Source organism: Leifsonia sp. NPDC014704 (assembly GCF_043083605.1).
In the GTDB taxonomy this organism is placed as follows: Bacteria; Actinomycetota; Actinomycetes; order Actinomycetales; family Microbacteriaceae; genus Leifsonia.
Map to the genome: position 1 here is coordinate 2,012,805 of NZ_JBIBYW010000001.1, position 19,183 is coordinate 2,031,987.

The following is a 19,183-nucleotide window of genomic DNA, read 5'->3' on the forward strand; positions in this document are numbered from 1 at the left end:
CATAGCTTCGCCATAGCGACCCGAAAACGGCCGTTCCTAACCTCGCGCCAGACGTTCATCCGACAGCACAGTTTGGGAGCCCATGTTCGGAACCTATCTGCGGCGCGAGTTGCTCAACCGCCGCAAGCAGACGATCATCATCGCGATCGGGATGGCCCTGGCGATCGCGCTGGTCATCATCGTGGACGCCGTCTCGGCGGGGGTGCGCCAGGCGCAGGAGAGCGTGCTCCAGTCGGTCTACGGGGTGGGGACGGACATCACGGTGAGCCAGCCCGCGACCGCGCAGAACGCGACCGGGCTGCAGGGCACGGGAGGCGGCCCGCGCTTCGATTTCGGCGCCAACGCCGGGACGGACACCGGCGGCGCACGGCAGGTCGACACCTCCCGCCTCGAACCGACGCGCGGCGCGACGGTCATGGACGCATCCACCCTCACCACGGTGAAGAAGGTGCAGAACGTCGAGTCGGCCGCCGCCGTGCTCTCTCTCACCAACACCAGCTTCAGCGGCACGCTGCCGAACTTCCAGCAGCTCCGCCAGGAGCGCGAGAGCGGCCAGGCGGCGCAGCCGACCGCGCCCCCGACGGGCGGCTCCGACGGCGCGGGCGGCAGCTCCTTCACGGTCGACTCGTTCTCGGTGCTCGGCCTCGACCCCGCCGGCAAGTCGGTCGGCCCCCTCGCGTCGGTGACCCTCACCGGTGGCCGGAGCTTCACGGCGGCGGACGCGGGCAAGGATGTGGTGGTGCTCGACGCCAGCTACGCCAAGACGGCGAGCAAGGCGGTCGGCGACACCATCACGATCGGCGGCACGGACTTCTCGGTGATCGGGATCGTCGCGGCGACCGGATCCGACGCGACCACCGCGGCGAACGCGTACATCCCGCTCGGTGTCGCCCAGACGCTCTCCGGGCAGAGCGGCAAGATCTCGTCCGTGTATGTGAAGGCGGCCTCCTCCGGCGACATCGACCAGATCAAGACCGACCTGACGAAGGCCGTGTCCGGGGCGACGGTCAGCACGCAGGCCGACCTCGCCTCGACCGTCTCCGGGTCGCTCGGCAGCGCCGGCCAGCTCATCGCCAACCTCGGTACCTGGCTATCGGTGATCGTGCTCGCGGCGGCCTTCCTCATCGCCATTCTGTTCACCATCTCCGGCGTCACCCGGCGCACCCGCGAGTTCGGCACCCTCAAAGCGATCGGCTGGTCCAACCGGCGCATCGTCGGGCAGGTCGCCGGCGAGTCCGTTGTGCAGGGCGTCATCGGCGGCGTGATCGGCGTCGCGGTCGGCCTCCTCGGGGTGCTCGTCGTCAACCTGATCTCGCCGACGCTGACCGGCAGCATCAGCCACGGCACCACCGGTGCCGCCGCCGAGCGCTCCGGTGCGGCGACGGGGGCGACCGGCGAAGGCGCGGCGCGCGGTTTCGGCGGCGCCTTCGGAGCGGCCAGGGAGGCCGCGACGACCTCCGCGAACATCGCCCTGCACGCCCCGGTGACCCTGTGGATCATCGTCGGCGCGGTCGGCCTCGCCATTCTCGGCGGTCTGATCGCCGGGGCCATCGGCGGATGGCGTGCCTCGCGACTCCGCCCGGCCGCGGCTCTCCGCTCGGTCGCCTGAACCCGGTCATCCCGCCCTCGAAGGAGCTCACATGTACACCCTGACCGACGTCACCAAGACCTACAGCCAGTCCAAGCGCCAGGTCGTCGCCCTCAACGACGTGACCCTGGACATCCCGGACGGCCAGCTGGTCGCCATCCAGGGCCCGACCGGAGGAGGCAAGTCGACCCTGCTGCAGATGCTCGGGGCCCTCGACCGGCCGACCTCCGGCTCGGTCGAGCTCGGGGCCGACAGCCTCTCGAAGCAGCACGACGGGCGGCTCGCGAAGATCCGGGCGAAGGAGATCGGGTTCGTCTTCCAGGGGTTCAACCTCATCCCGACCCTCACGGCTCAGGAGAACGTGGAGACGGCTCTCGCGCCGCTCAAGGTCAGCGCCGCCGACCGCAAGCGCCGCGCGGCGGAAGCCCTCGCGTCGGTCGGGCTCGCCGACCGCGGCAACCACCTGCCGTCGGAGCTCTCCGGCGGCCAGCAGCAGCGTGTCGCGATCGCGCGGGCGCTGGTCAAGGATCCGGAGGTGCTGCTGGCGGACGAGCCGACGGGCAACCTGGACGAGGAGACGCGGGACGAGATCATGGACCTGCTCGAAGGACTGTGGCGCGACCGCGGTCTCACGGTCGTGATCGTGACGCATGACACCGCGGTCGCGAAGCGCGCCCAGCGCCGCCTGCACATCAAGCACGGACAGGTGCGCGAGGTCGACTGACCAGGACTAGGAGCGGGCGCGTGCGGCGAGCGAGCGGATGAAGCCGGCCACGTCATCCGGCTTCTCCTCGGCCATGAAGTGGCCGGCGTCGATCGGTTCGTAGACCAGGTCGTCCGACCAGGCGCCCCAGATCGCGCGCGGGTCGAAGCCGAGCTGCGATCCCCAGTCCTGCGAGAGGACTCCGACCGGCATGGCCAGCCGCCGGCCAGTGGCGCGATCGGCGCGGTCCAGGTCGAGGTCGATCCCGGCGCTCGCCCGATAGTCGGCGACGATCGACGGCACCGCGGCCACCGAGCTGTCGATGTAGTGCCTGCGCACCTCCGGGGTGAACGTGGTGCCGTCGGTGTCCCACGCGTCGAGGAACGAGGCGAAGAAGTCGTCGGCGACCGCGGCGATCATGCGCTCGGGCAGTCCCACCGGCTGGGCCATCAGGTAGAGGTGCCAGGCGATCTTCGCATCCACTCCATGGAGCACATCCCAGGTGTCGAGGGTGGGGAGCACGTCCAGGATGCCGAGGTACGGGACGCGCTCCGGGTGGTCGAGTGCGGCGCGGACGCCGACGAGCGCCCCGCGGTCATGGCCGATGAGACCGAAACGTTCGTGTCCGAGGGCGGACGCTACGGCCACCACGTCGTCGCCCATCGTGCGCTTGGAATAGGTGTCCGGGCCGGCCTCCGCCGGCTTGCCGCTCTCGCCATAGCCGCGCAGGTCGGGGACGATCACGGTGTGATCGTCGGCGAGCCGCCGGGCGACCTCGCGCCACATGTAGTGGGTCTGCGGGAAGCCGTGAAGCAGCACCACCGCCGGGCCGGTCCCGCCGACCGCGACGTGGAGCGGAGTCCCGTCGCTGCCGGGGATGGTCTGGTAGCCGAAGCCGTCGATCGTGGCCATGGTGGATCTGCCTCCTGGGTGGTGGGGGTGCTGAGGATGGTGGGTGGGACGTCAGTCGTCGGCGGTCGCCGGGTGACCGGAGAAGATCCCCGCGGGAAGAGCGCGTGTGCCGGCTGCCGTTGCCCGCAGCGCGGGGATGAGGATCATGTCGACCAGCGCCTCCAGATACCCGTCGGTGACCGCAAGGCCGTTGAGCCGGCGGAGCAGGAGCACGGAGCCGGTGACCTCCTCGAACGGGAAGGGGTCGACCCCCTCGGGGAGCTCGCCTCGGCGGACGGCCGCGGAGACGACGTCCGCCGGGAGGCGCGCGCCGGTCGGGCCGACCGTCTGCTCGATCGTCTCGCCGAGCTCCGCGTCCTCGAACCCGGCCTGCAGGAGCGCGAGCGCGGTCTGGCCGTCGGCCGAGCGGAGGGTGGTGAGCAGACGCCGGCACAACGCCAGCAGGTCGCCACGCAGCGACCCCGTGTCGATCGCGTCGGCGTCGTCCCGCCGGGCCGGACCGACCTTCAGTGCGGCGACGACCATCTCGCGCTTGTTCGCCCAGCGGCGGTACAGCGTCGGCTTGGAGGCACCGGCTCGGCGGGCGACCTCCTCGAACGAGACGCCGTCGTAACCGCGCTCCGCGAGGAGCGCGTTGACGACGGCGAGGATGTGGGACTCGCGGCTGTCGTCGCGCGGGCGGCCCGCTCGGCGGGAGGCGTTCTCCGAATACGACACGTACCGTATCGTAACGCGAACGGAGCGGCTCGGCAAGCCGCCGAGGGAGGCGTCAGCGGAGGACGGGGTCGCGGTCCGAAGCGGCGGTGAACTGTTCGATGTCTCGCAGCGTGGGGCTCGACTCCCAGTCGCCGGGCGTCATGCAGAGCATCGCTCCGCACACGTTGGCGCGATGCAGGCGCGCCAGGACGTCGGAGCCGTCCAGAACGCCGCTGAGGTACCCGGCGACGAACGCGTCGCCGGCCCCGACCGTGTCGACGACCTCGATGACGAGACCCGGGGCCTCGACCACCCGCGTCGCGAGCACGGTCGTCGCGCCGTCAGCGCCGCGCTTGAGCACGACCTCGGCGGGCCGATGCTCGAGGAGGCGCTCGCACGCGGCCGGGGCATCCGTGCCCGGGTAGAGCAGGTCGAACTCCTCCGGCCCGCCGAACACGATGTCCGCGCGTTCGGCCAGCTCCCGGAGCCACGGCCCGGCGACGGCCGGCGACGCGAGAGAGGATCGGTAGTTGATGTCGAAGGTGACGGCCACACCGGCCGCGTGGGCGCGGTCGATCGCGACCGAGAGGGTCTCGCGGGCCGACTCGGAGATGAGAGCCGTGATCCCGGTGAGGTGCAACAGGGCGGCTTGTTCGATCCAGCCGTCGGGCAGGTCGGAGGGAACCAGCCGCGACCCGGCGGAACCGGATCGGTAGTACAGGACTCGGGTCGACGTCGGGCGGGGGCGCTCCTTGAGCATGAGCCCCGTCGGCGCGCCCGCATCGATGACGGCGCGCGCGTCGACCCCCTCGGCGCGGATCTCGCGCACCACGCGCTCCCCCAGCGAATCGTCGCCGACGCGACCGAGCCAGGTGACGTCGAGGCCGAGCCGGCTCAGGGCGATCGCGACGTTGCTCTCGGCACCGCCGATGCCGAGAGCGAGGTCGGACGCATGCCGGAGGCTGCCGATGTCACGGCTGCGCACGAGAGCCATCGTCTCGCCGAGCGTCGCGACCCGTCGGCGGCCGGAGACGGTGGTCATGGCCTGCCGCCCGCGGCGACAGCGACGAACGCGCCGGCCCGCTCGCGCAGGGCGCCGAGGTCGCCGCCCTGGAACGCGTCGCCCAGCAGCGGGCCGCCCACGCTCACGGCCGCGGCACCGGCCGCGAGCCAGTCCTCGGCGCTCTCCAGGCCGATGCCTCCGGAGGGCACCACCTCGATGTCGGGGAACGGTCCCCGCAGATCCTTGACGTATCCCGCGCCGAGTCGTGCGGCGGGAAACACCTTGACGGCTGACGCCCCGGCCGACCACGAGGCGAACAGCTCCGTCGGGGTGAACCCGCCTGGAACGAGCGGCACACCGGCCTCCACCGCCGCGGAGACGAGCTCCGACCGGGTGATCGGTGTGACGAGGTAGCGTGCGCCCGCATCCACCGCGCGCCGGAGCTGGTCGGTGTCGGTCACGGTGCCGATCCCGATGTCGGCGTCGTCACCGAATCGCTCGACCAGCCGCGGCAGGTGCTCGATCGTCCCCGGGGTCGTGAGGGTCAGCTCCACGCTCCGGATGCCTGCATCGATGAGCGCCTCGAGCACGGGGTCGTAGTCTTCGGCGCGCCGTGCTCTCGCGACGACGATGAGCCGCGACCGCGCGGTCTTCTGCGGGAGTGGAAGCCGCGTGCCGTCACCAGTCATGGACGGTCCCGTCCGTGAGCCGGTTCACCGGGAGGTAGGCCTTCGCGTAGTCGAAGGCGGCTGCCGCATCCTCGTCGAGCTCGACACCGAGCCCGGGCTGCTCCCCCGGGTGAAGGAAGCCGCGGTCGAACGTGAAGGAGGTCTGGAACACCTCCAGCGTCTGCTCGTTGTGCGGCATGTACTCCTGGATGCCGAAGTTGTGGATCGCGAGGTCGAGGTGGAGCGCTGCCGCCATCCCGACGGGCGAGATGTCGGTCGGGCCGTGGATGCCGGACTTGATGCCGTAGATCGCAGCGAAATCGAGGAGCTTCTTCATCGCGGTGATGCCGCCGGTGTGCGTGACGGCGGAGCGGACGTAATCGATGAGGCGCTCGGTGATGAGCGTCTGATAGTCGAAGACGGAGTTGAAGACCTCGCCGATCGCGAGTGGCGTCGTCGAGTGCTGGCGCACCAGGCGGAGCGCCGTCTGGTCCTCGCCCGGGGTGCAGTCTTCGAGCCAGAACAGGTCGTACGGCTCGATCTCCTTCGCGAAGCGCGCGGCCTCGATCGGCGTCATCCGATGATGACCGTCGTGAAGGATCCGCAGGTCGGTGCCGAAGTCCTCGCGGATCCTGGCGAAGATCCCCGGCATGTGGTTGAGGTAGTTGCGGGTGTCCCACGTCTCTTCGCTCGGACGGCCGTTCTCGGCCCGCTTGGCCGGCTCGTAGTCGTAGCGGACGCCCGGTCCAGCCGCCGAGACGCCGTAGATCTGGCCGAGCCCCGGCACGCCAGTCTGCACGCGCACAGCGGTGAAGCCGAGCTCCTGATACCCGGTGATCGCGTTCGCGAGCGCCTCATAGTCGGTGCCGGAAGCGTGGGCGTAGACGCGGACGCCCGAGCGGCTCGCACCGCCGAGCAGCTGGTAGAGCGGCATCCCGGCCTTCTTGGCCTTGATGTCCCACAGGGCCATGTCGACCGCGGCGATGGCCGCCATGGTGACCGGTCCGCGCCGCCAGTAGGGGCCGCGGTAGAGGTACTGCCAGGTGTCCTCGATGCGGTCCTCGTCGCGGCCGATGAGAGTGGAGGCGACATGGTCCTCCAGGTAGGAGGCGACCGACAGCTCGCGCCCGTTCAGCGTGGCGTCCCCCCAGCCGACGATGCCGTCCGAGGTCGTGATCTTGAGGGTGACGAAGTTGCGTCCGGGGCTGGTGATGATGGTATCGACGCGGTCGATGGTCATTGATCGTCCTTCCTTGTCACATCGCGGCGCGCGGGTCGGTGAGGTCGCGCCCCGTCCACTCGGGCGCAACGATCGCGGCGACCAGTGCGCACACGGTGTAGATGCCGAGCAGCACCATCACCGGGATGATGCTCCCGGTCGTCGCGGCGACCCACGCCGCGGCGATGATCGGGCCGATGCCGGTGGCGATGATGGCGGCGATCTCGCGGACGATCGCCGTCAGCGTGTAGCGGTTCCGCGCCCCGAAGATCTCGGGGAGCGAGATGTTCTCCATGGAGGCGAGGCCGAGCACCGAGACGTTGTGGATCACGGCGTAGCCGACGAAGATCCAGCCGACCTCCTTCGTGTTGATCGCGAGCATCGTCGGGACGATCAGCACGAGCGAGAGCGACGTCATGATGATGTACATCCGCCGGCGGCCGAACAGGTCGCCGAGCCAGCCGACGAGCGGGATGGTGCCGAAGCCGATCAGCGAGGAGACGATCACGATCTCGGGTCCGACGCCCTTCTGGACGGCGAGGGTGATCGTGATGAAGGAGATCATGTAGGTCTGGATGAGGCCCGAGTTGCCGGCCTGGCCGAAGCGGAGGAAGAACGAGACGAGCGTCGCCTTGACCGGCTTCTTCCGCAGCGCCTCGAGCGAGCGGAGGTCGTTGCTCTTCGTCGCGAGGTCAACCATCTCGTCGCGCGACAGCGCCTTGCCGTCGACGACGTCGGTGCGCTCCTCGAAGACGGGGCTCTCCTTGAGGCGGAAGCGCACCCAGACCGCGAACACCATGACGATGGAGCTCGCGATGAAGGGGATCCGCCATCCCCAGGCGATGACGTCGTCCTCCATCATCACGGCGAGGAGGAGAGCCCAGATCGCCGAGGCGAAGAGCGTTCCGCAGTTGGTGCCGAGCGCGACGAGGGAGGCGATGATGCCGCGGCGACGGGCGGGAGCGTACTCGGCGAGCATGACGCCGGCACCCGAGATCTCCGCGCCGGCGCCGAAGCCCTGCGCGAGACGCAGCACGACGAGCATGATCGGCGCGAGGATGCCGGCCTGTGCGTACGTGGGCAGGAAGCCGATGAGCGTCGTCGCGAGGCCCATGAGCAGGATCGTGTAGAACAGGACCTTGCGGCGACCGACCTTGTCGCCCATCCGGCCGAAGTACCAGGCGCCGAGCGGGCGGGCGATGTAGCCGACGCCGTAGGTCGCCATGGCGAGGACGACGGCCATGCCCGGCTCCTCCCCGGCGAAGAAGAGCTGACTGAAGACGAGTGCTGCGGCCAGGGAGTAGAGCTGGAAGTCCATGAACTCCAGCGCTGTGCCCAGCCAGCCCGAGACCGCGGCGCGGACGAGGTCGCCCGTCGACCTCTGGACGGTCTGGGGCGGCGCGGAGGCGTCCACACCGGGGACGTTGGAAGTGCTCATCGTTACTCCTTCGTAAATGAGTGGGGGGGAGGGATGGTGGAGGGTCAGAGCCGCAGGAGGACCTTGGCCGACGCGGACGAGTCGCGAGCGATCCGGAAGGCGTCGACGGCCTCGGCGGCGTCGATAGTGTGGGAGATGACGGAGTCGAGGGCGTCCGACTCGGCGAGCATCGCGACGGCGTCGTCGATCTCGGTCGAGAAGCGGAATGCACCGTGGAGGGTCAGCTCCTTGGCGAGCATCGGCGCGAGGTTGACGCCGATCTCGGCGTCGGCGAGCATCCCGACCTGCACGACGCTTCCCGCCCGGCGCGCCGCCCGGACGGCCTGGGTGACCGAGACGGGGACGCCGGAGCACTCGAAGACGACGTCGTACGACTCGTCCTCGATGGAGTCGCGGCCGACGAGCACGAGCTCGCTCGCGCCCAGCGCCGCCGCGCGATCGAGCGGCTCGGTGCGCACGTCGCTCGCTCCGACGGTGGCGGCCCCGGCGTGCGCGGCCGCCGAGACGACGAGAAGCCCGATGGGGCCCGCGCCGATGACGAGCACGCGCTTGCCCGTGATGTCGCCCGCCAGGTGCACGGCGTGGAGGGCGACGGCGAGCGGCTCGGCCAGGGCTGCGCGCTCCAGCGGGAGGCCGTCCGGGAGCACACGGATCATCTGCTCTTCGACGATCAGGTACTCCGCGGCGCCGCCCTGGCGATGCGGCATGGTGGCGGCGCTGCCGAAGTAGTCGCCGCCGGGCCGCAGGTGCGGCCTGTCCTCGAGGCCGGGCACGTCGGCACCGTAACGCGCCGGGTGAACCGTCACGGGCGTCCCTTCGGCGAGGCGTCCCGACGGGTCGAGGTCGACGACGGCCGAGAGCTCGTGGCCGGGGGTCAGCGGCTCCCGGATGGTGTACTCGCCGTTCGCGCCGTGGAAGTAGTAGTGCAGGTCGGAACCGCAGATGCCGACGTAGTGGACGCGCAGCCGCACCTCGCCCGACGCGGGCTGCGGCACCTCCCGGTCCTCCCAGCGGATGTCTTCCCTGCCGTGGATTGCGAGCGTCTTCATCGTCGCGCCCTCCTCGTGATCGTGGGCCGGGTTCACGGTGCTCATGCCGGGACCTCCAATGCTCGTGACCTGATGTCGGTCTCTGCCGCCGTGGTGCTCTCCGTGATCGCCGCCGCGACGCCGTCGCGTGCGATGGTGTCGACGAGGTCGCCGACCCGGGCGATGAACGCCGGACGGTCGGCGAGGTCGGCACCGAAGAGCTGGAGCTCGGTGATCGACGCCTCGGCGAGGTCGGCACCGGTGCGGGCCGACCCCGCGAGGGGGACCAGCCGCTCGCGGGCGCCATCCTTCATCGCGGCCGCGAAGGGACCGGGATCGAATCCGGGCCGGGGCGCGATGCAGGAGAGGTAGGCCGCGACGGTGAGGGCGATCATGTGCGGCATCTCGCCGCGATCGAGCAGGCGGAGCGCCGGCGCGGGGATGCGCTGCCGCAGCTTGACGGAGCCGTCCGTGCCCACCTGGCTCGTCTTGTGGCCGAGCGCCGTATTGCCCCAGCGGAGGAACAGCTGGCGCTCGTACTCGGCGATGTCGACACCCGACGGAACCTGGATGGACGGCGTGTACTCGTGGGAGAGCACGGCGCGCGCCGCGCGCCCGATCGCCGGCCGGCCGACGGCATCCGGGATCGTCTCGACGTTCTGCAGTGCGCCCAGGTACGCGATGAGGGAGTGCGTTCCGTTGAGGAGCCGCACCTTCATGTCCTCGTAGCGGCCGACCTCCGAACTGAAGACCGCTCCCCCGGCCTCCCACGCGGGCCGGCCCGCGGCGAAGTCGTCCTCGATCGCCCACATCGTGAAGGGCTCGGCGGGGACGGGGATCTCGTCCCACGCTCCGAGCAGCGACGACACCTGGCCGCGGAGCGCCGGCGTCGTCGACGGGACGATGCGGTCGACCATGCTCGAGGGGAACGACACCGACGACTCGAGGAACGCGAGCGCTTCGGCGCCCTCGGCGACGGGCAGCGCCTCCAGGAACTCGCGGACGAGAGCCTTCGTGCGGGCGCCGTTGGCGGCGAGGTTGTCGCAGCTGAGCACCGTGAGAGGTGCTCCGGATGCCGCGGCCCGCCGCTGGATGCCGCGCGCGAGCTGTCCGATGGTCGAGCGAGGGTGGCCCCCTCGCAGGTCGGCGACGATCGCGGGGTCAGAGGTGTCGAGGCGGCCCGTGGCCGGCGAGAAGCTGTAGCCGTTCTCGGTGACGGTGAGCGTGACGATCCGGGTGCCGGGCTCCGCGATGCTCTCGACGACGCGCTGGGGATCATCCGCGGCGACGAAGACATCGGTGTGCACGCCCGGGATGCTCAGCGACATCCCTTCGGGCGAGATCGTCGCGACGGAGGAGAGCAGGTCCTGTGCGCGCATCGCGTCGACGACGGTCCGCGATCGCGACGCGACCCCGACGATGCCCCAGTCGCCGCCATCGGCGGCGATGGCGGCAGCCGTGTAGACCGCCTGGTGTGCGCGATGGAAGTTGCCGAGTCCGAGATGGACGATCCCGGCGCGAGCAGGCGCCGCGGGCACCGAGACGGTGCCGTGGTGCGACCGCGACAGACGCTGCGGGGTGGCGTTCACGAGCACCTCCCCGTTCGAGCTGCCCGTCGACGGGTCCTGGGATCTTCGATGATCGGCATGGAAAAGAGTGTGAATGATTTGTACAAAATTGTCAAGACGCATTCCATGTTGCAGGATGAGCCATGATGGAACAACTGTTCCCGCAACACCGGAGAGGCGGCAATGGGTGCGACGCTGACTGACGTGGCGCGACGCGCGGGCGTCTCGATCGCGACGGCATCCCGGGCCTTCGGAGAACCCGATCGCCTCGCGGCCGCAACCCGGGATCGCGTGCTCCAGGCCGCCAACGCCCTCGGTTACGACAGCCCGCAGGCCGCGACAGCGACCCGCTCGTTCGGCGTCGTCGTGCCGGATGTCGCCAACCCGGTCTACGCGACGCTTCTCAAGGCCATCCACTCCCAGGCGTGGCACGGACGCCATCGCACCGTCCTGTTCGACACCGACGAGGATCGCTGGCGCGAGCGCGAGCAGATCGAACAGGCGCGCAAGCTCGACGGGATGCTGCTGTGCTCCCCCCGCCTGCCGGACGACGACGTGCTCACCCTCGCCGGCGACACGCCCTTCGTCATCGTCAACCGGTACATCGAGGGCGCCCCCTGCGTGCTCATGGACATGGAGAACGGGCCGCAGCAGGCAGTGGAGCACCTCGCCGCGCTCGGACACACACACATCGCGTATGCCGCAGGACCGCTGGGATCCTGGGCCGACGGCCGGCGCGCCGCCACGATCACGAAGGCGTGCGAGCGGTTCGGCATCCGCCTCACGCACTTGAGCCACCAGGCGGCGTCGATCGAAGGCGGCCGCGCCGCGGCCGCGCCCGTGATCGCGAGCGGGGCGACCGCCGTCGTCGCCTACAACGACCTCGTCGCGCTCGGCCTGGAGGCCGGCATGTCGGAGATGGGCAGGTCGTGCCCGGCCGACATCAGCATCATCGGCATCGACGACATCGACATGGCGAGCGCGGTGAACCCGGGATTGACGACGGTCAAGATGCCGATCGAGCGGTGCGGAGCGCTCGCCGTCGAGCTCCTGCTGCAGGTCATGGCGGGAGCGACGGTCGCGGAAGCCGCGACGCTCGGCTCGCAGCTCATCGTCCGGGGGACGACGGCCGCTCCCTCACGCTAGGCGCGAGCGGTCGGCACGACGACCATCCCGAGCGCCTCGGCCAGGACGACCGCCTGGCGCTCGTCGATGACCGTGCCGCGCAGCACGACCTCCGACGGGTCGACGCCGGTCAGGTCACTGCCCGCGATGCTCGCCGCGGTGAGATCGGCTCCGGTCAGCGTCGCGGCACTGAGGTCGCATCCCTCGAACCGGGCCTCCTGGCATCGCGCCCCGGAGAGGTCGGCCTCCCGCAGCCGGACGCCCTCGAACGACGCTCCGCGCAGCTCCGCGCGCCGGAGGCTTACGAACGACCAATTGCCGCGGTCGACCTTCAGGAGAGAGAACTCGCAGCCGGAGAACGAGCTGCCGGTCACCTTGCACCGCCGGAAGCTCGCGTCGAAGAAGTTGCAGAACTCGAACCGGCAGTTCACGAAGGCGGAATCGTCGTGCTCGCTCACGTTGAAGCGGACCGTGCGGAACACGCACTCGATGAAGGTCGCCCCCGAGCTGCGCAGCTCGGTGAAGTCGACGTGGTCGAACACGACCCCGGTGTACTCGACCGAGTCGAGCTCGCGCCCGTACCAGTCCTCGCCCGCGATGGTGTCCTCGGCGCCCGTCATGAGGCGAGCCTAGTGGGGCGCTGAACGGCGCGCGGCGGGCCGCCCACCGCGCAGAATGTGACTTTCGTTGTATCCCTCCGAGCGCCTGAAATGGTGAGGAGCACTCGACAATGAGCGCATGAGCAGCGCGGTCCACCCGAGCCGGGCCGCCCTCGCGTCGTGCGCGTCCCGGGTGGGACTGGCGTTCCTCGAGGGCCGGCCGGTGGTGCTGGGCGTCTTCGCCCTCCGCTTCATCGTCGGCACGCTGCTGGTCGGCGGCGCCGACTGGTCGTCTCCGACGCTCTCGCTCGCCGCCGCCTCGTGGCTCCTCGCGGTCTGGGCCGTCTACCTGATCAACGGGATCAGCGACCTCGAGGGCGACCGGCTCAACGGCTCGTCCCGTCCCCTCGCCGTCGGCCGCCTGGATGTGCGCTCGGCGTCCGCGATCGCGGCAACCCTCCTCGCGCTGTCGCTGCTGTGCGCATCCCTCCTCCCCCGCGCGTTCCTGGGCGCGGTGGTGGCGTTCGTGTGCCTCGGGCTGGCGTACTCGGTCGGCCCGTGGGCGGCCAAGAAGGCGGCGATCGCAGCCCTCCTGGTCGCGGCTGCAGGAGTGTTCCTGACGTATCTCTCCGCGGCGCTCGTCGCGGCCGAAACGGTGCCGGCATCCGCGCTGGTCTTCGCAACGGTCGCGTCCTGCTGGATCGCGGTAGCCGGGCACACCAAGGACTTCGGCGACATCGCTGGTGACGCGGCAGAAGGGCGACGGACCCTGCCGGTGATGCTCGGCGTCGAGCGCGCCCGGATCGTGGTCGCCGCGGGAACGGGCATCGTGTCGGCGGCGGCGATGGTGCTCGGCGCGGTGGTCCACCAGCTGCGGGCCCTGCTCGTACTCGGCGTCGCCGGCCCCGTCGTGATCGCCCTCACCCTGCTGGTCGATGGCACGGACCGGCGCCGCGCCAAGCGGCCGTACCGCTCCTTCATGGCGGGTCAGTACGCTCTGAACGTCGCAGCGCTACTGAGCGCGCTCGAGAGCTGAGGGTCGGACGTGGTGATCGGTAACGACGGAGTCGCGCTGCGCGACCGCATCGTGGAGGCCCTGTTCGAGCGGCTCCGGGCCTCGGAGAGCACCCTGATCACCGACCCCGACGTGAGCGACCAGCTCGTCGCCCAGGTCGACTGGATCCTCGACCGCACCTTCGACCGGCTCGGCCGGCCGGCCGACGCGGAACGGCTCGCGACCCCGGCCCAGCACGGGTCCGGTGTGGGCGAAGCTCGGGCGCGGCAGAACATCCACCCGGTCGACAGCCTGAGCGCTGCGACCGATCTCTTCGACGTCGCATTCTCGATCATCAGCGCCGATCAGGACTCGGACGTCAGCCTCGCCGACCTCGCGCGGGCGCTGAACGCATCCATCATGGACGCCGTCGTCCCGGCCTCCGTCGGCTACGTCAACGTGCTGCTGGAGCGCCTGGCCGTCGCCCACAGCGAGGAACGCCTCGGCATCTCCCGCGAGCTGCACGACCGCGTGGCGCACAGCATCGCCGCGGGCCTCCAGCGATTCCAGCTCGGCGGTGTCGACGACGCGTCGGATCCACGGCTGCGGGAAGGTCTGCAACTGTTCGGCGCCGCGCTCGACGAGACCCGCGCGATCGCCCTCGACCTCCGCCATGCGGTCGGCGACAAGCGGCTCGACGAAGCCTTGCGGGACTACGTCGGCGACCTCGACGACTCCGGCCCGCCGGTCGAGACCACGGTCGAGGGGACGCCGTACCGCTTCCCGACCGGAGTTCAGGAGGAGGCGTTCATCATCGTCCGCGAAGCCGTCCACAACGCGCGGCGGCACTCCGGCGCCGCGCTCATCCGGGTCCACTCGCACTGGGACCGCCGCGGTCTCACCATCGTGGTGAGCGACAACGGACACGGGTTCGCCCATGAGTCGGTCCGGTCGGGAGCGCTCGGCCTCATCGCGGCGCAGGAGCGCGCCGAGCTGATCGGCGCCGACCTGCACATCGCTCCGGGCCTCGGCACAGGCACCACGCTCACGCTCACCATTCCGAGAGGACGGGAATCCGAATGACCGACGAAACGCGCACCGTCGTCCTCATCGACGACCACGGTATGTTCCGCCAGGGCATCCGGGCGCTCATCGAGGACCGGTTCCGGATCGTCGGGGAGGGCGGGTCCAGCGAGGAGGCGTGGGCGCTCGTCGGCGAGCACTCCCCCGACGTGCTGCTCCTCGACGTCGAGATCCCGGGGGTGCCGGCGGAGCAGACGATCGCGCGCATCCGGCGGCATCATCCGGAGACGGCGGTCGTCATCCTCACGATGCACAGCGACGCGGTGCTCGAACGGCAGTTGCTGCGTGCCGGAGCCGCGGCCTTCGTCACCAAGACCGTGGGCAGCGAGCAGCTGATCGCGGTGATCGCCCGCGCGACCCCGCCGGCAGGAGAACAGGCGGAGGCGGCCGCGGAAGCGGAAGCCGCCGACGCCATCCTCACGGTGCGCGAGCAGGAGGTGCTCCGGATGATCGCTCAGGCGTACTCGAACCGCGACATCGCCATGTCTCTGTCGATCGCCGAGGGGACGGTCAAGCGGCACACCACGAACATGTACGAGAAGCTGGGAGCCACGTCCCGGATCGACGCCGTCCGGAAGGCAGCGCGCCTCGGGCTGCTCGACTGACGCTGTCCGCTCAAGAGTTTGGGGCGGTGGCAGGCCCCCGCTCCCGCCACCACCAGCGCCGTTCCCCCGAAGGCGCACATTGAAAGTAATCGCTTCGCCGCCCCAACTGAATACACCTTTCGTCACATCCCTCCGCCCCCTTCCCGTCCCCTTCCCGCTCACCGTCGAGTCCGCACACTTTGCACGCCGCCGCGGCGCTCCGTGTGCAAAGTTCGCGGACTCGACGGCGGGGCGGAGGGGCGCAGGCGGGTCCGATACGCTCGGGGGATGGCCCACGATCTCGCTGACTTCCTCGGCGATGTCGGGCCGCTCGTGTTCTACCTGGCGGTGTGGGGGCTCGTGTTCGCCGGGACCGCCCTGTTCGTCGGTGTCTTCATCCCGTTCATCACGGGCGACTCCCTGCTGTTCGGCGCCGGCATCCTCACGGGCACCAACCCGGAGCTGAACATCTGGGTGCTCGCCATCGGCGTGGGGATCGCCGCCGTCCTGGGCGACCAGGTCGGGTTCTTGCTCGGCCGCAGGCTCGGCAGGCCGTATCTGACACGCCGCGGCGGCCGCTGGGTGCAGGCCGGGGTCAAGCGGGCCGAACGGTTCTACGAACTCTTCGGCTGGTGGTCCGTGGTCATCAGCCGGTACATCCCCTGGGGTCGCGTCTTCATCCCGCCGATCGCCGGGATCAGCGCGATGAGCTACTGGCGGTTCCTCAGCGCCAACATCGTCGGAGCCCTCAGCTGGGGCGTGCTGATCACCGTGATCGGCTACTTCGCGGCCGTCAACCCGAGCGTGCGACCGGTCGCCTACATCGTGGCAGGGGTCGTCATCCTCGCCTCCCTCGTCGCGGGTGTCCGCGCCTGGGTTCTCGACCGGCGCGCGCGACGCACCCTCGCGGACTGACCTGTACCCGCCCCGGGGTTCGCGCGGCCCGGGGCGGGCGATTCGGCGTCAGCCGCGGACGAACCGCAGCGTGACGAGCTCGAAGGGACGCAGCTGCAGGTCGAGCGTGCCGTCGCCGGTCTCCCGCTCGAGCAGATCCGTCCTCTGGATGCGCTGGTACGGGAACGCCGCCGCCAACGTGGTCGCGGCTCGCGACCCGAGCGATTCGTACACCCGGACGACGACGTCGCCCGAGCCGTCCTCGGCCAGCTTGACGGTCTCCACGACGACGGCAGGATCGCTCGACACGATCAGCGGATCGACCGCCGCGGGCGCGGGACGCAGGGGCAGATTGAGCCGGTAACCCGCCTCGATCGCCGCGTCCACTCCTCCCACCACGAGGGAGGTGCGCAGCGTGTGCTCGCCCTGGTCGGCCTCAGGGTCGGGGAAGAGCGGGGCGCGCAGCAGCGTCTGCCGCACCAGAGAGTAGGTCCCGCCGCCGTCCCGCGGGTGGCGAGTCACATCATGTCCGTACGTGGAGTCGTTGGCCACACCGACGCCGAACCCCGGCTCGCCCACGTGGACCCAGCGGTGCGCGCTCGTCTCGAACCGGGCGACATCCCAGCTCGTGTTCGTGTGCGTCGGGCGCTCGATGTGGCCGAACTGGATCTCGGACCGCGCGGAGGCGGTGTGCACGTCCACGGGGAAGGCGAGCTTCAGCATGTGCTGGCGCTCGTGCCAGTCGACGTTCGTCTCGATGTCGAGGGCCGGGGACCCGGCGGCGAGCGCGAGCGTCTGCGTGACGGTGGACGCCCCGAACCGGCGGACCACCCGCAGCGCGACCCGCTCCGGCGACTCGGATACGACCTCCACGGAGTCGACACCGCTCAGGTTCTCGCCGGAGAGCCGGTACTCGATGTCGACGTCCCAGGCGTCCCACTGGGCGGGGGTGTCGCGGAAGAGCTGGAGCACATTGGCGCGCGTGCCCGGGGGCACCGCCTCGCGGCCCGTGGCCGCATCCACCAGAGACGCGATCAGACCGTCGGCATCGACGAGGACGCTGACGCGGTCGTTCGACAGCCGGATGCCGTCGCCGTCGCGTTCGATGCGCGCGTCGCCGGTCCGCTGGGGGACCGCCACTCCGCCGGCCGGTACGCCGTCGACCGCGAACGGGGAGGCGTTGGCGACGAGACCGGCGCTCGTCGCATCCGCAACTCCGTCCGCAACTCCGTCACCCAGAGCCGCCAGCGACCGCGCGATGACCGCCTCCAGCGACTCCGCCACCCGCGCGTAGTTCTCGACCGCCTGGTCGTGCACCCAGCCGATCGACGAACCGGGGAGGATGTCGTGGAACTGCTGCAGCAGCACCATCTGCCACGCCTCGCGCAGCTCGCGCTCCGGGTATTCCGCTCCGGCTCGGACGGCGGCGGTCGCCGCCCAGAGCTCGGCCTCGTGCAGCAGCGCCTCGCTGCGGCGGTTGCCGCGCTTGGTCCGCGCCTGCGAGGTGTACGTGCCGCGGTGGAACTCGAGGTAGAGCTCTCCCACCCACACCGGTGCGGGGTCGAACTCGGCACGCGCCGCCTCGAAGAAGCTGGCGGGCGATGCGACGCGCACCGTCGGCGACCCCTCGAGGTCAGCGGTACGCTCCGCCGCCGCGAGCATCTCGCGGGTCGGCCCGCCGCCGCCGTCGCCGAAGCCGAAGGGCACGAGGGAGGTGTTCGCCCGGCCCTTGTCGGCGAAGTTCCGCTCGGCGCGTGCCAGCTCCTGGCCCGAGAGGATCGAGTTGTACGTGTCGACCGGCGGGAAGTGCGTGAAGATGCGCGACCCATCGATGCCCTCCCACTGGAACGTGTGGTGCGGGAACAGGTTCACCTCGTTCCACGAGATCTTCTGGGTCAGGAAGTTGTCCATCCCCGCCTCGCGCGCGATCTGCGGCAGCGCGCCCGAGTAGCCGAAGGAGTCGGGGAGCCACACCTCGCGCGGCTCGTATCCGAACTCCTCCAGGAAGAACCGCTTGCCCTCGACGAACTGCCGGGCCATCGCCTCCGATCCCGGCATGTTGGTGTCCGATTCGACCCACATGCCGCCTACCGGGACGAACCGGCCCTCGGCGACGCGTGCCCGGATGCGCTCGAACAGCTCCGGATAGAACTGCTTCATCCAGGCGAACTGCTGGGCGGACGAGCAGGCGAACACGAAGTCCGGGTCCTGGTCCATCAGGTCGAGCACGTTGGAGAAGGTGCGGGCGCACTTGCGGATGGTCTCGCGCACCGGCCACAGCCAGGCCGAGTCGATGTGCGCGTGCCCGACCGCGAAGACCCGGTGCGCCGTCGCGGACGCGGGTGACGCGAGCACCCCGGCGAGCGCCTCCCGCCCCCGCGACACCGTCCCGGCGACGTCGAAAGGATCGACCGCGGTGACCGCCGCCTCCAGCGCGGCGAACAGAGCCGCCCGGCGCGGCGACGTCTCGGGGAGCACGAGCGCGAGCCCCTTCGCGGTGAAGATGTCCTGCACCAGCTCCCACACCGCGCGGTCGCGATGCACGATGTCCACGCGCCGCAGCGTATAGATCGGGGTCTGCGGCGCGGTCGACACCCGGCCCATCCCGGTCGGCGCGAAGGTCCAGTTCGAGCCGACATCGGGGTTGGCCGCGGCCTCCACGTACAGTTCGAACGACTCGCCCGGCCGGGCCCGGAGGCGCACGTAGGCGTTGTACGGCTCGAGCGCCTTCAGGATGGTGCCCTCGGGCGTCCACACCAGCCCCTCCGCCTGGAACCCCACCTGGCTCAGCGTGAACCCGAGGTCGACGAGGAGCTCGACATCCTCGGCCGCCGCATCCCACTCCGCCGGAACGGTGCCCGTCACGCGGAACCACACGGTCCCCCATGGACGGCCCCACGCCTCCCCCACCGCGAACGGCCGGAAGTCATTCGCGACGGCGTCGGCGAAGGGCACCGGCTCGCCTGGCGCCTCCCACGCCTCGATCGACGCGGGTGCGGCCGCACGCTCGAGGGCGGGCGTGAGGCGTTCGCGGACGAAGCGGTCGATGCGCATCTCGGCGAGCTGGTTCTGCTGGTACAA

General features: G+C 70.6%; 17 protein-coding genes. 7 read left to right on the top strand and 10 right to left on the bottom strand.

The features are described 5' to 3' along the window. Window positions 1–82: 82 nt before the first annotated feature. Window positions 83–1,609 carry an ABC transporter permease gene (locus ACF1AJ_RS09760; protein WP_391507136.1) on the top strand — a complete coding sequence of 509 codons (1,527 nt, stop codon included), beginning with the start codon at window positions 83–85 and terminating at the stop codon, window positions 1,607–1,609. Between the two features lie 31 nt (window positions 1,610–1,640). Next, entirely contained in the window at window positions 1,641–2,312 is a 672-nt protein-coding gene (locus ACF1AJ_RS09765; protein ID WP_391507137.1) for an ABC transporter ATP-binding protein, read from the top strand. A gap of 6 nt (window positions 2,313–2,318) precedes the next feature. Here the strand turns inward: ACF1AJ_RS09765 and ACF1AJ_RS09770 are convergent, their stop codons facing one another. From ACF1AJ_RS09770 to ACF1AJ_RS09805, 8 genes are read right to left on the bottom strand one after another with little or no spacing between them, the layout of a single operon-like run. Beyond that, window positions 2,319–3,203 carry an alpha/beta fold hydrolase gene (locus ACF1AJ_RS09770; RefSeq protein ID WP_391507138.1) on the bottom strand — a complete coding sequence of 295 codons (885 nt, stop codon included), beginning with the start codon at window positions 3,201–3,203 and terminating at the stop codon, window positions 2,319–2,321. Between the two features lie 51 nt (window positions 3,204–3,254). Then, window positions 3,255–3,920 carry a TetR/AcrR family transcriptional regulator gene (locus tag ACF1AJ_RS09775; RefSeq protein WP_391507139.1) on the bottom strand — a complete coding sequence of 222 codons (666 nt, stop codon included), beginning with the start codon at window positions 3,918–3,920 and terminating at the stop codon, window positions 3,255–3,257. A 52-nt stretch (window positions 3,921–3,972) separates the two neighbouring features. Beyond that, window positions 3,973–4,941 carry a sugar kinase gene (locus ACF1AJ_RS09780; protein WP_391507140.1) on the bottom strand — a complete coding sequence of 323 codons (969 nt, stop codon included), beginning with the start codon at window positions 4,939–4,941 and terminating at the stop codon, window positions 3,973–3,975. Next, window positions 4,938–5,591, bottom strand: coding sequence for a bifunctional 4-hydroxy-2-oxoglutarate aldolase/2-dehydro-3-deoxy-phosphogluconate aldolase (locus ACF1AJ_RS09785; protein WP_391507141.1), 654 nt, complete (start codon window positions 5,589–5,591; stop codon window positions 4,938–4,940). The genes ACF1AJ_RS09780 and ACF1AJ_RS09785 overlap by 4 nt, the downstream gene beginning before the upstream one ends. Next, window positions 5,581–6,810, bottom strand: a complete 1,230-nt coding sequence (manD, locus tag ACF1AJ_RS09790; protein ID WP_391507142.1) for a D-mannonate dehydratase ManD — start codon at window positions 6,808–6,810, stop codon at window positions 5,581–5,583. Before manD ends, ACF1AJ_RS09785 begins: the two co-directional genes overlap by 11 nt. Window positions 6,811–6,826: 16 nt before the next feature. After that, entirely contained in the window at window positions 6,827–8,227 is a 1,401-nt protein-coding gene (locus tag ACF1AJ_RS09795; RefSeq protein ID WP_391507143.1) for an MFS transporter, read from the bottom strand. A 44-nt stretch (window positions 8,228–8,271) separates the two neighbouring features. After that, the gene (locus ACF1AJ_RS09800; protein WP_391507144.1) at window positions 8,272–9,321 is read right to left on the bottom strand and encodes an L-idonate 5-dehydrogenase; all 1,050 of its coding nucleotides are present in this window, start codon (window positions 9,319–9,321) and stop codon (window positions 8,272–8,274) included. Continuing rightward, on the bottom strand, window positions 9,318–10,844 hold the full coding sequence (locus tag ACF1AJ_RS09805; protein ID WP_391507145.1) for a mannitol dehydrogenase family protein: 1,527 nt from the start codon (window positions 10,842–10,844) through the stop codon (window positions 9,318–9,320). The genes ACF1AJ_RS09800 and ACF1AJ_RS09805 overlap by 4 nt, the downstream gene beginning before the upstream one ends. 183 nt (window positions 10,845–11,027) lie before the next feature. Between ACF1AJ_RS09805 and ACF1AJ_RS09810 the strand changes: the two genes are divergently transcribed. Then, on the top strand, window positions 11,028–11,969 hold the full coding sequence (locus tag ACF1AJ_RS09810; protein ID WP_391507146.1) for a LacI family DNA-binding transcriptional regulator: 942 nt from the start codon (window positions 11,028–11,030) through the stop codon (window positions 11,967–11,969). Here the strand turns inward: ACF1AJ_RS09810 and ACF1AJ_RS09815 are convergent. Next, complete coding sequence (locus ACF1AJ_RS09815; protein WP_391507147.1) at window positions 11,966–12,568, bottom strand: pentapeptide repeat-containing protein; 603 nt, start codon at window positions 12,566–12,568, stop codon at window positions 11,966–11,968. The genes ACF1AJ_RS09810 and ACF1AJ_RS09815 overlap by 4 nt on opposite strands. A gap of 118 nt (window positions 12,569–12,686) precedes the next feature. Here ACF1AJ_RS09815 and ACF1AJ_RS09820 point away from each other — a divergent pair, with 118 nt between their 5' ends. The 4 genes from ACF1AJ_RS09820 to ACF1AJ_RS09835 all read left to right on the top strand — a co-directional run bounded on the left by ACF1AJ_RS09820 (window position 12,687) and on the right by ACF1AJ_RS09835 (window position 16,123). Beyond that, window positions 12,687–13,583 carry a UbiA family prenyltransferase gene (locus ACF1AJ_RS09820; protein ID WP_391507148.1) on the top strand — a complete coding sequence of 299 codons (897 nt, stop codon included), beginning with the start codon at window positions 12,687–12,689 and terminating at the stop codon, window positions 13,581–13,583. Window positions 13,584–13,592: 9 nt separating this feature from the next. Then, on the top strand, window positions 13,593–14,624 hold the full coding sequence (locus ACF1AJ_RS09825; RefSeq protein WP_391507149.1) for a sensor histidine kinase: 1,032 nt from the start codon (window positions 13,593–13,595) through the stop codon (window positions 14,622–14,624). Next, window positions 14,621–15,229, top strand: a complete 609-nt coding sequence (locus ACF1AJ_RS09830) for a response regulator (RefSeq protein ID WP_391507150.1) — start codon at window positions 14,621–14,623, stop codon at window positions 15,227–15,229. Before ACF1AJ_RS09825 ends, ACF1AJ_RS09830 begins: the two co-directional genes overlap by 4 nt. 267 nt (window positions 15,230–15,496) lie before the next feature. Beyond that, window positions 15,497–16,123 carry a DedA family protein gene (locus ACF1AJ_RS09835; protein ID WP_309856650.1) on the top strand — a complete coding sequence of 209 codons (627 nt, stop codon included), beginning with the start codon at window positions 15,497–15,499 and terminating at the stop codon, window positions 16,121–16,123. 48 nt (window positions 16,124–16,171) lie between these two features. Here the strand turns inward: ACF1AJ_RS09835 and ACF1AJ_RS09840 are convergent, their stop codons facing one another. Then, window positions 16,172–19,183: an alpha-mannosidase gene (locus ACF1AJ_RS09840; RefSeq protein ID WP_391507151.1), complete on the bottom strand. Its 3,012-nt coding sequence runs from the start codon at window positions 19,181–19,183 to the stop codon at window positions 16,172–16,174.

Bases quoted from the DNA above. Each gene is read 5' to 3' on its own strand.
- ACF1AJ_RS09760 (WP_391507136.1), top strand. From the start codon at position 83: ATGTTCGGAACCTATCTGCGGCGCGAGTTGCTCAACCGCCGCAAGCAG.
- ACF1AJ_RS09765 (WP_391507137.1), top strand. From the start codon at position 1,641: ATGTACACCCTGACCGACGTCACCAAGACCTACAGCCAGTCCAAGCGC.
- ACF1AJ_RS09770 (WP_391507138.1), bottom strand. From the start codon at position 3,203: ATGGCCACGATCGACGGCTTCGGCTACCAGACCATCCCCGGCAGCGAC.
- ACF1AJ_RS09780 (WP_391507140.1), bottom strand. From the start codon at position 4,941: ATGACCACCGTCTCCGGCCGCCGACGGGTCGCGACGCTCGGCGAGACG.
- ACF1AJ_RS09785 (WP_391507141.1), bottom strand. From the start codon at position 5,591: ATGACTGGTGACGGCACGCGGCTTCCACTCCCGCAGAAGACCGCGCGG.
- manD (WP_391507142.1), bottom strand. From the start codon at position 6,810: ATGACCATCGACCGCGTCGATACCATCATCACCAGCCCCGGACGCAAC.
- ACF1AJ_RS09795 (WP_391507143.1), bottom strand. From the start codon at position 8,227: ATGAGCACTTCCAACGTCCCCGGTGTGGACGCCTCCGCGCCGCCCCAG.
- ACF1AJ_RS09800 (WP_391507144.1), bottom strand. From the start codon at position 9,321: ATGAGCACCGTGAACCCGGCCCACGATCACGAGGAGGGCGCGACGATG.
- ACF1AJ_RS09815 (WP_391507147.1), bottom strand. From the start codon at position 12,568: ATGACGGGCGCCGAGGACACCATCGCGGGCGAGGACTGGTACGGGCGC.
- ACF1AJ_RS09820 (WP_391507148.1), top strand. From the start codon at position 12,687: ATGAGCAGCGCGGTCCACCCGAGCCGGGCCGCCCTCGCGTCGTGCGCG.
- ACF1AJ_RS09830 (WP_391507150.1), top strand. From the start codon at position 14,621: ATGACCGACGAAACGCGCACCGTCGTCCTCATCGACGACCACGGTATG.
- ACF1AJ_RS09835 (WP_309856650.1), top strand. From the start codon at position 15,497: ATGGCCCACGATCTCGCTGACTTCCTCGGCGATGTCGGGCCGCTCGTG.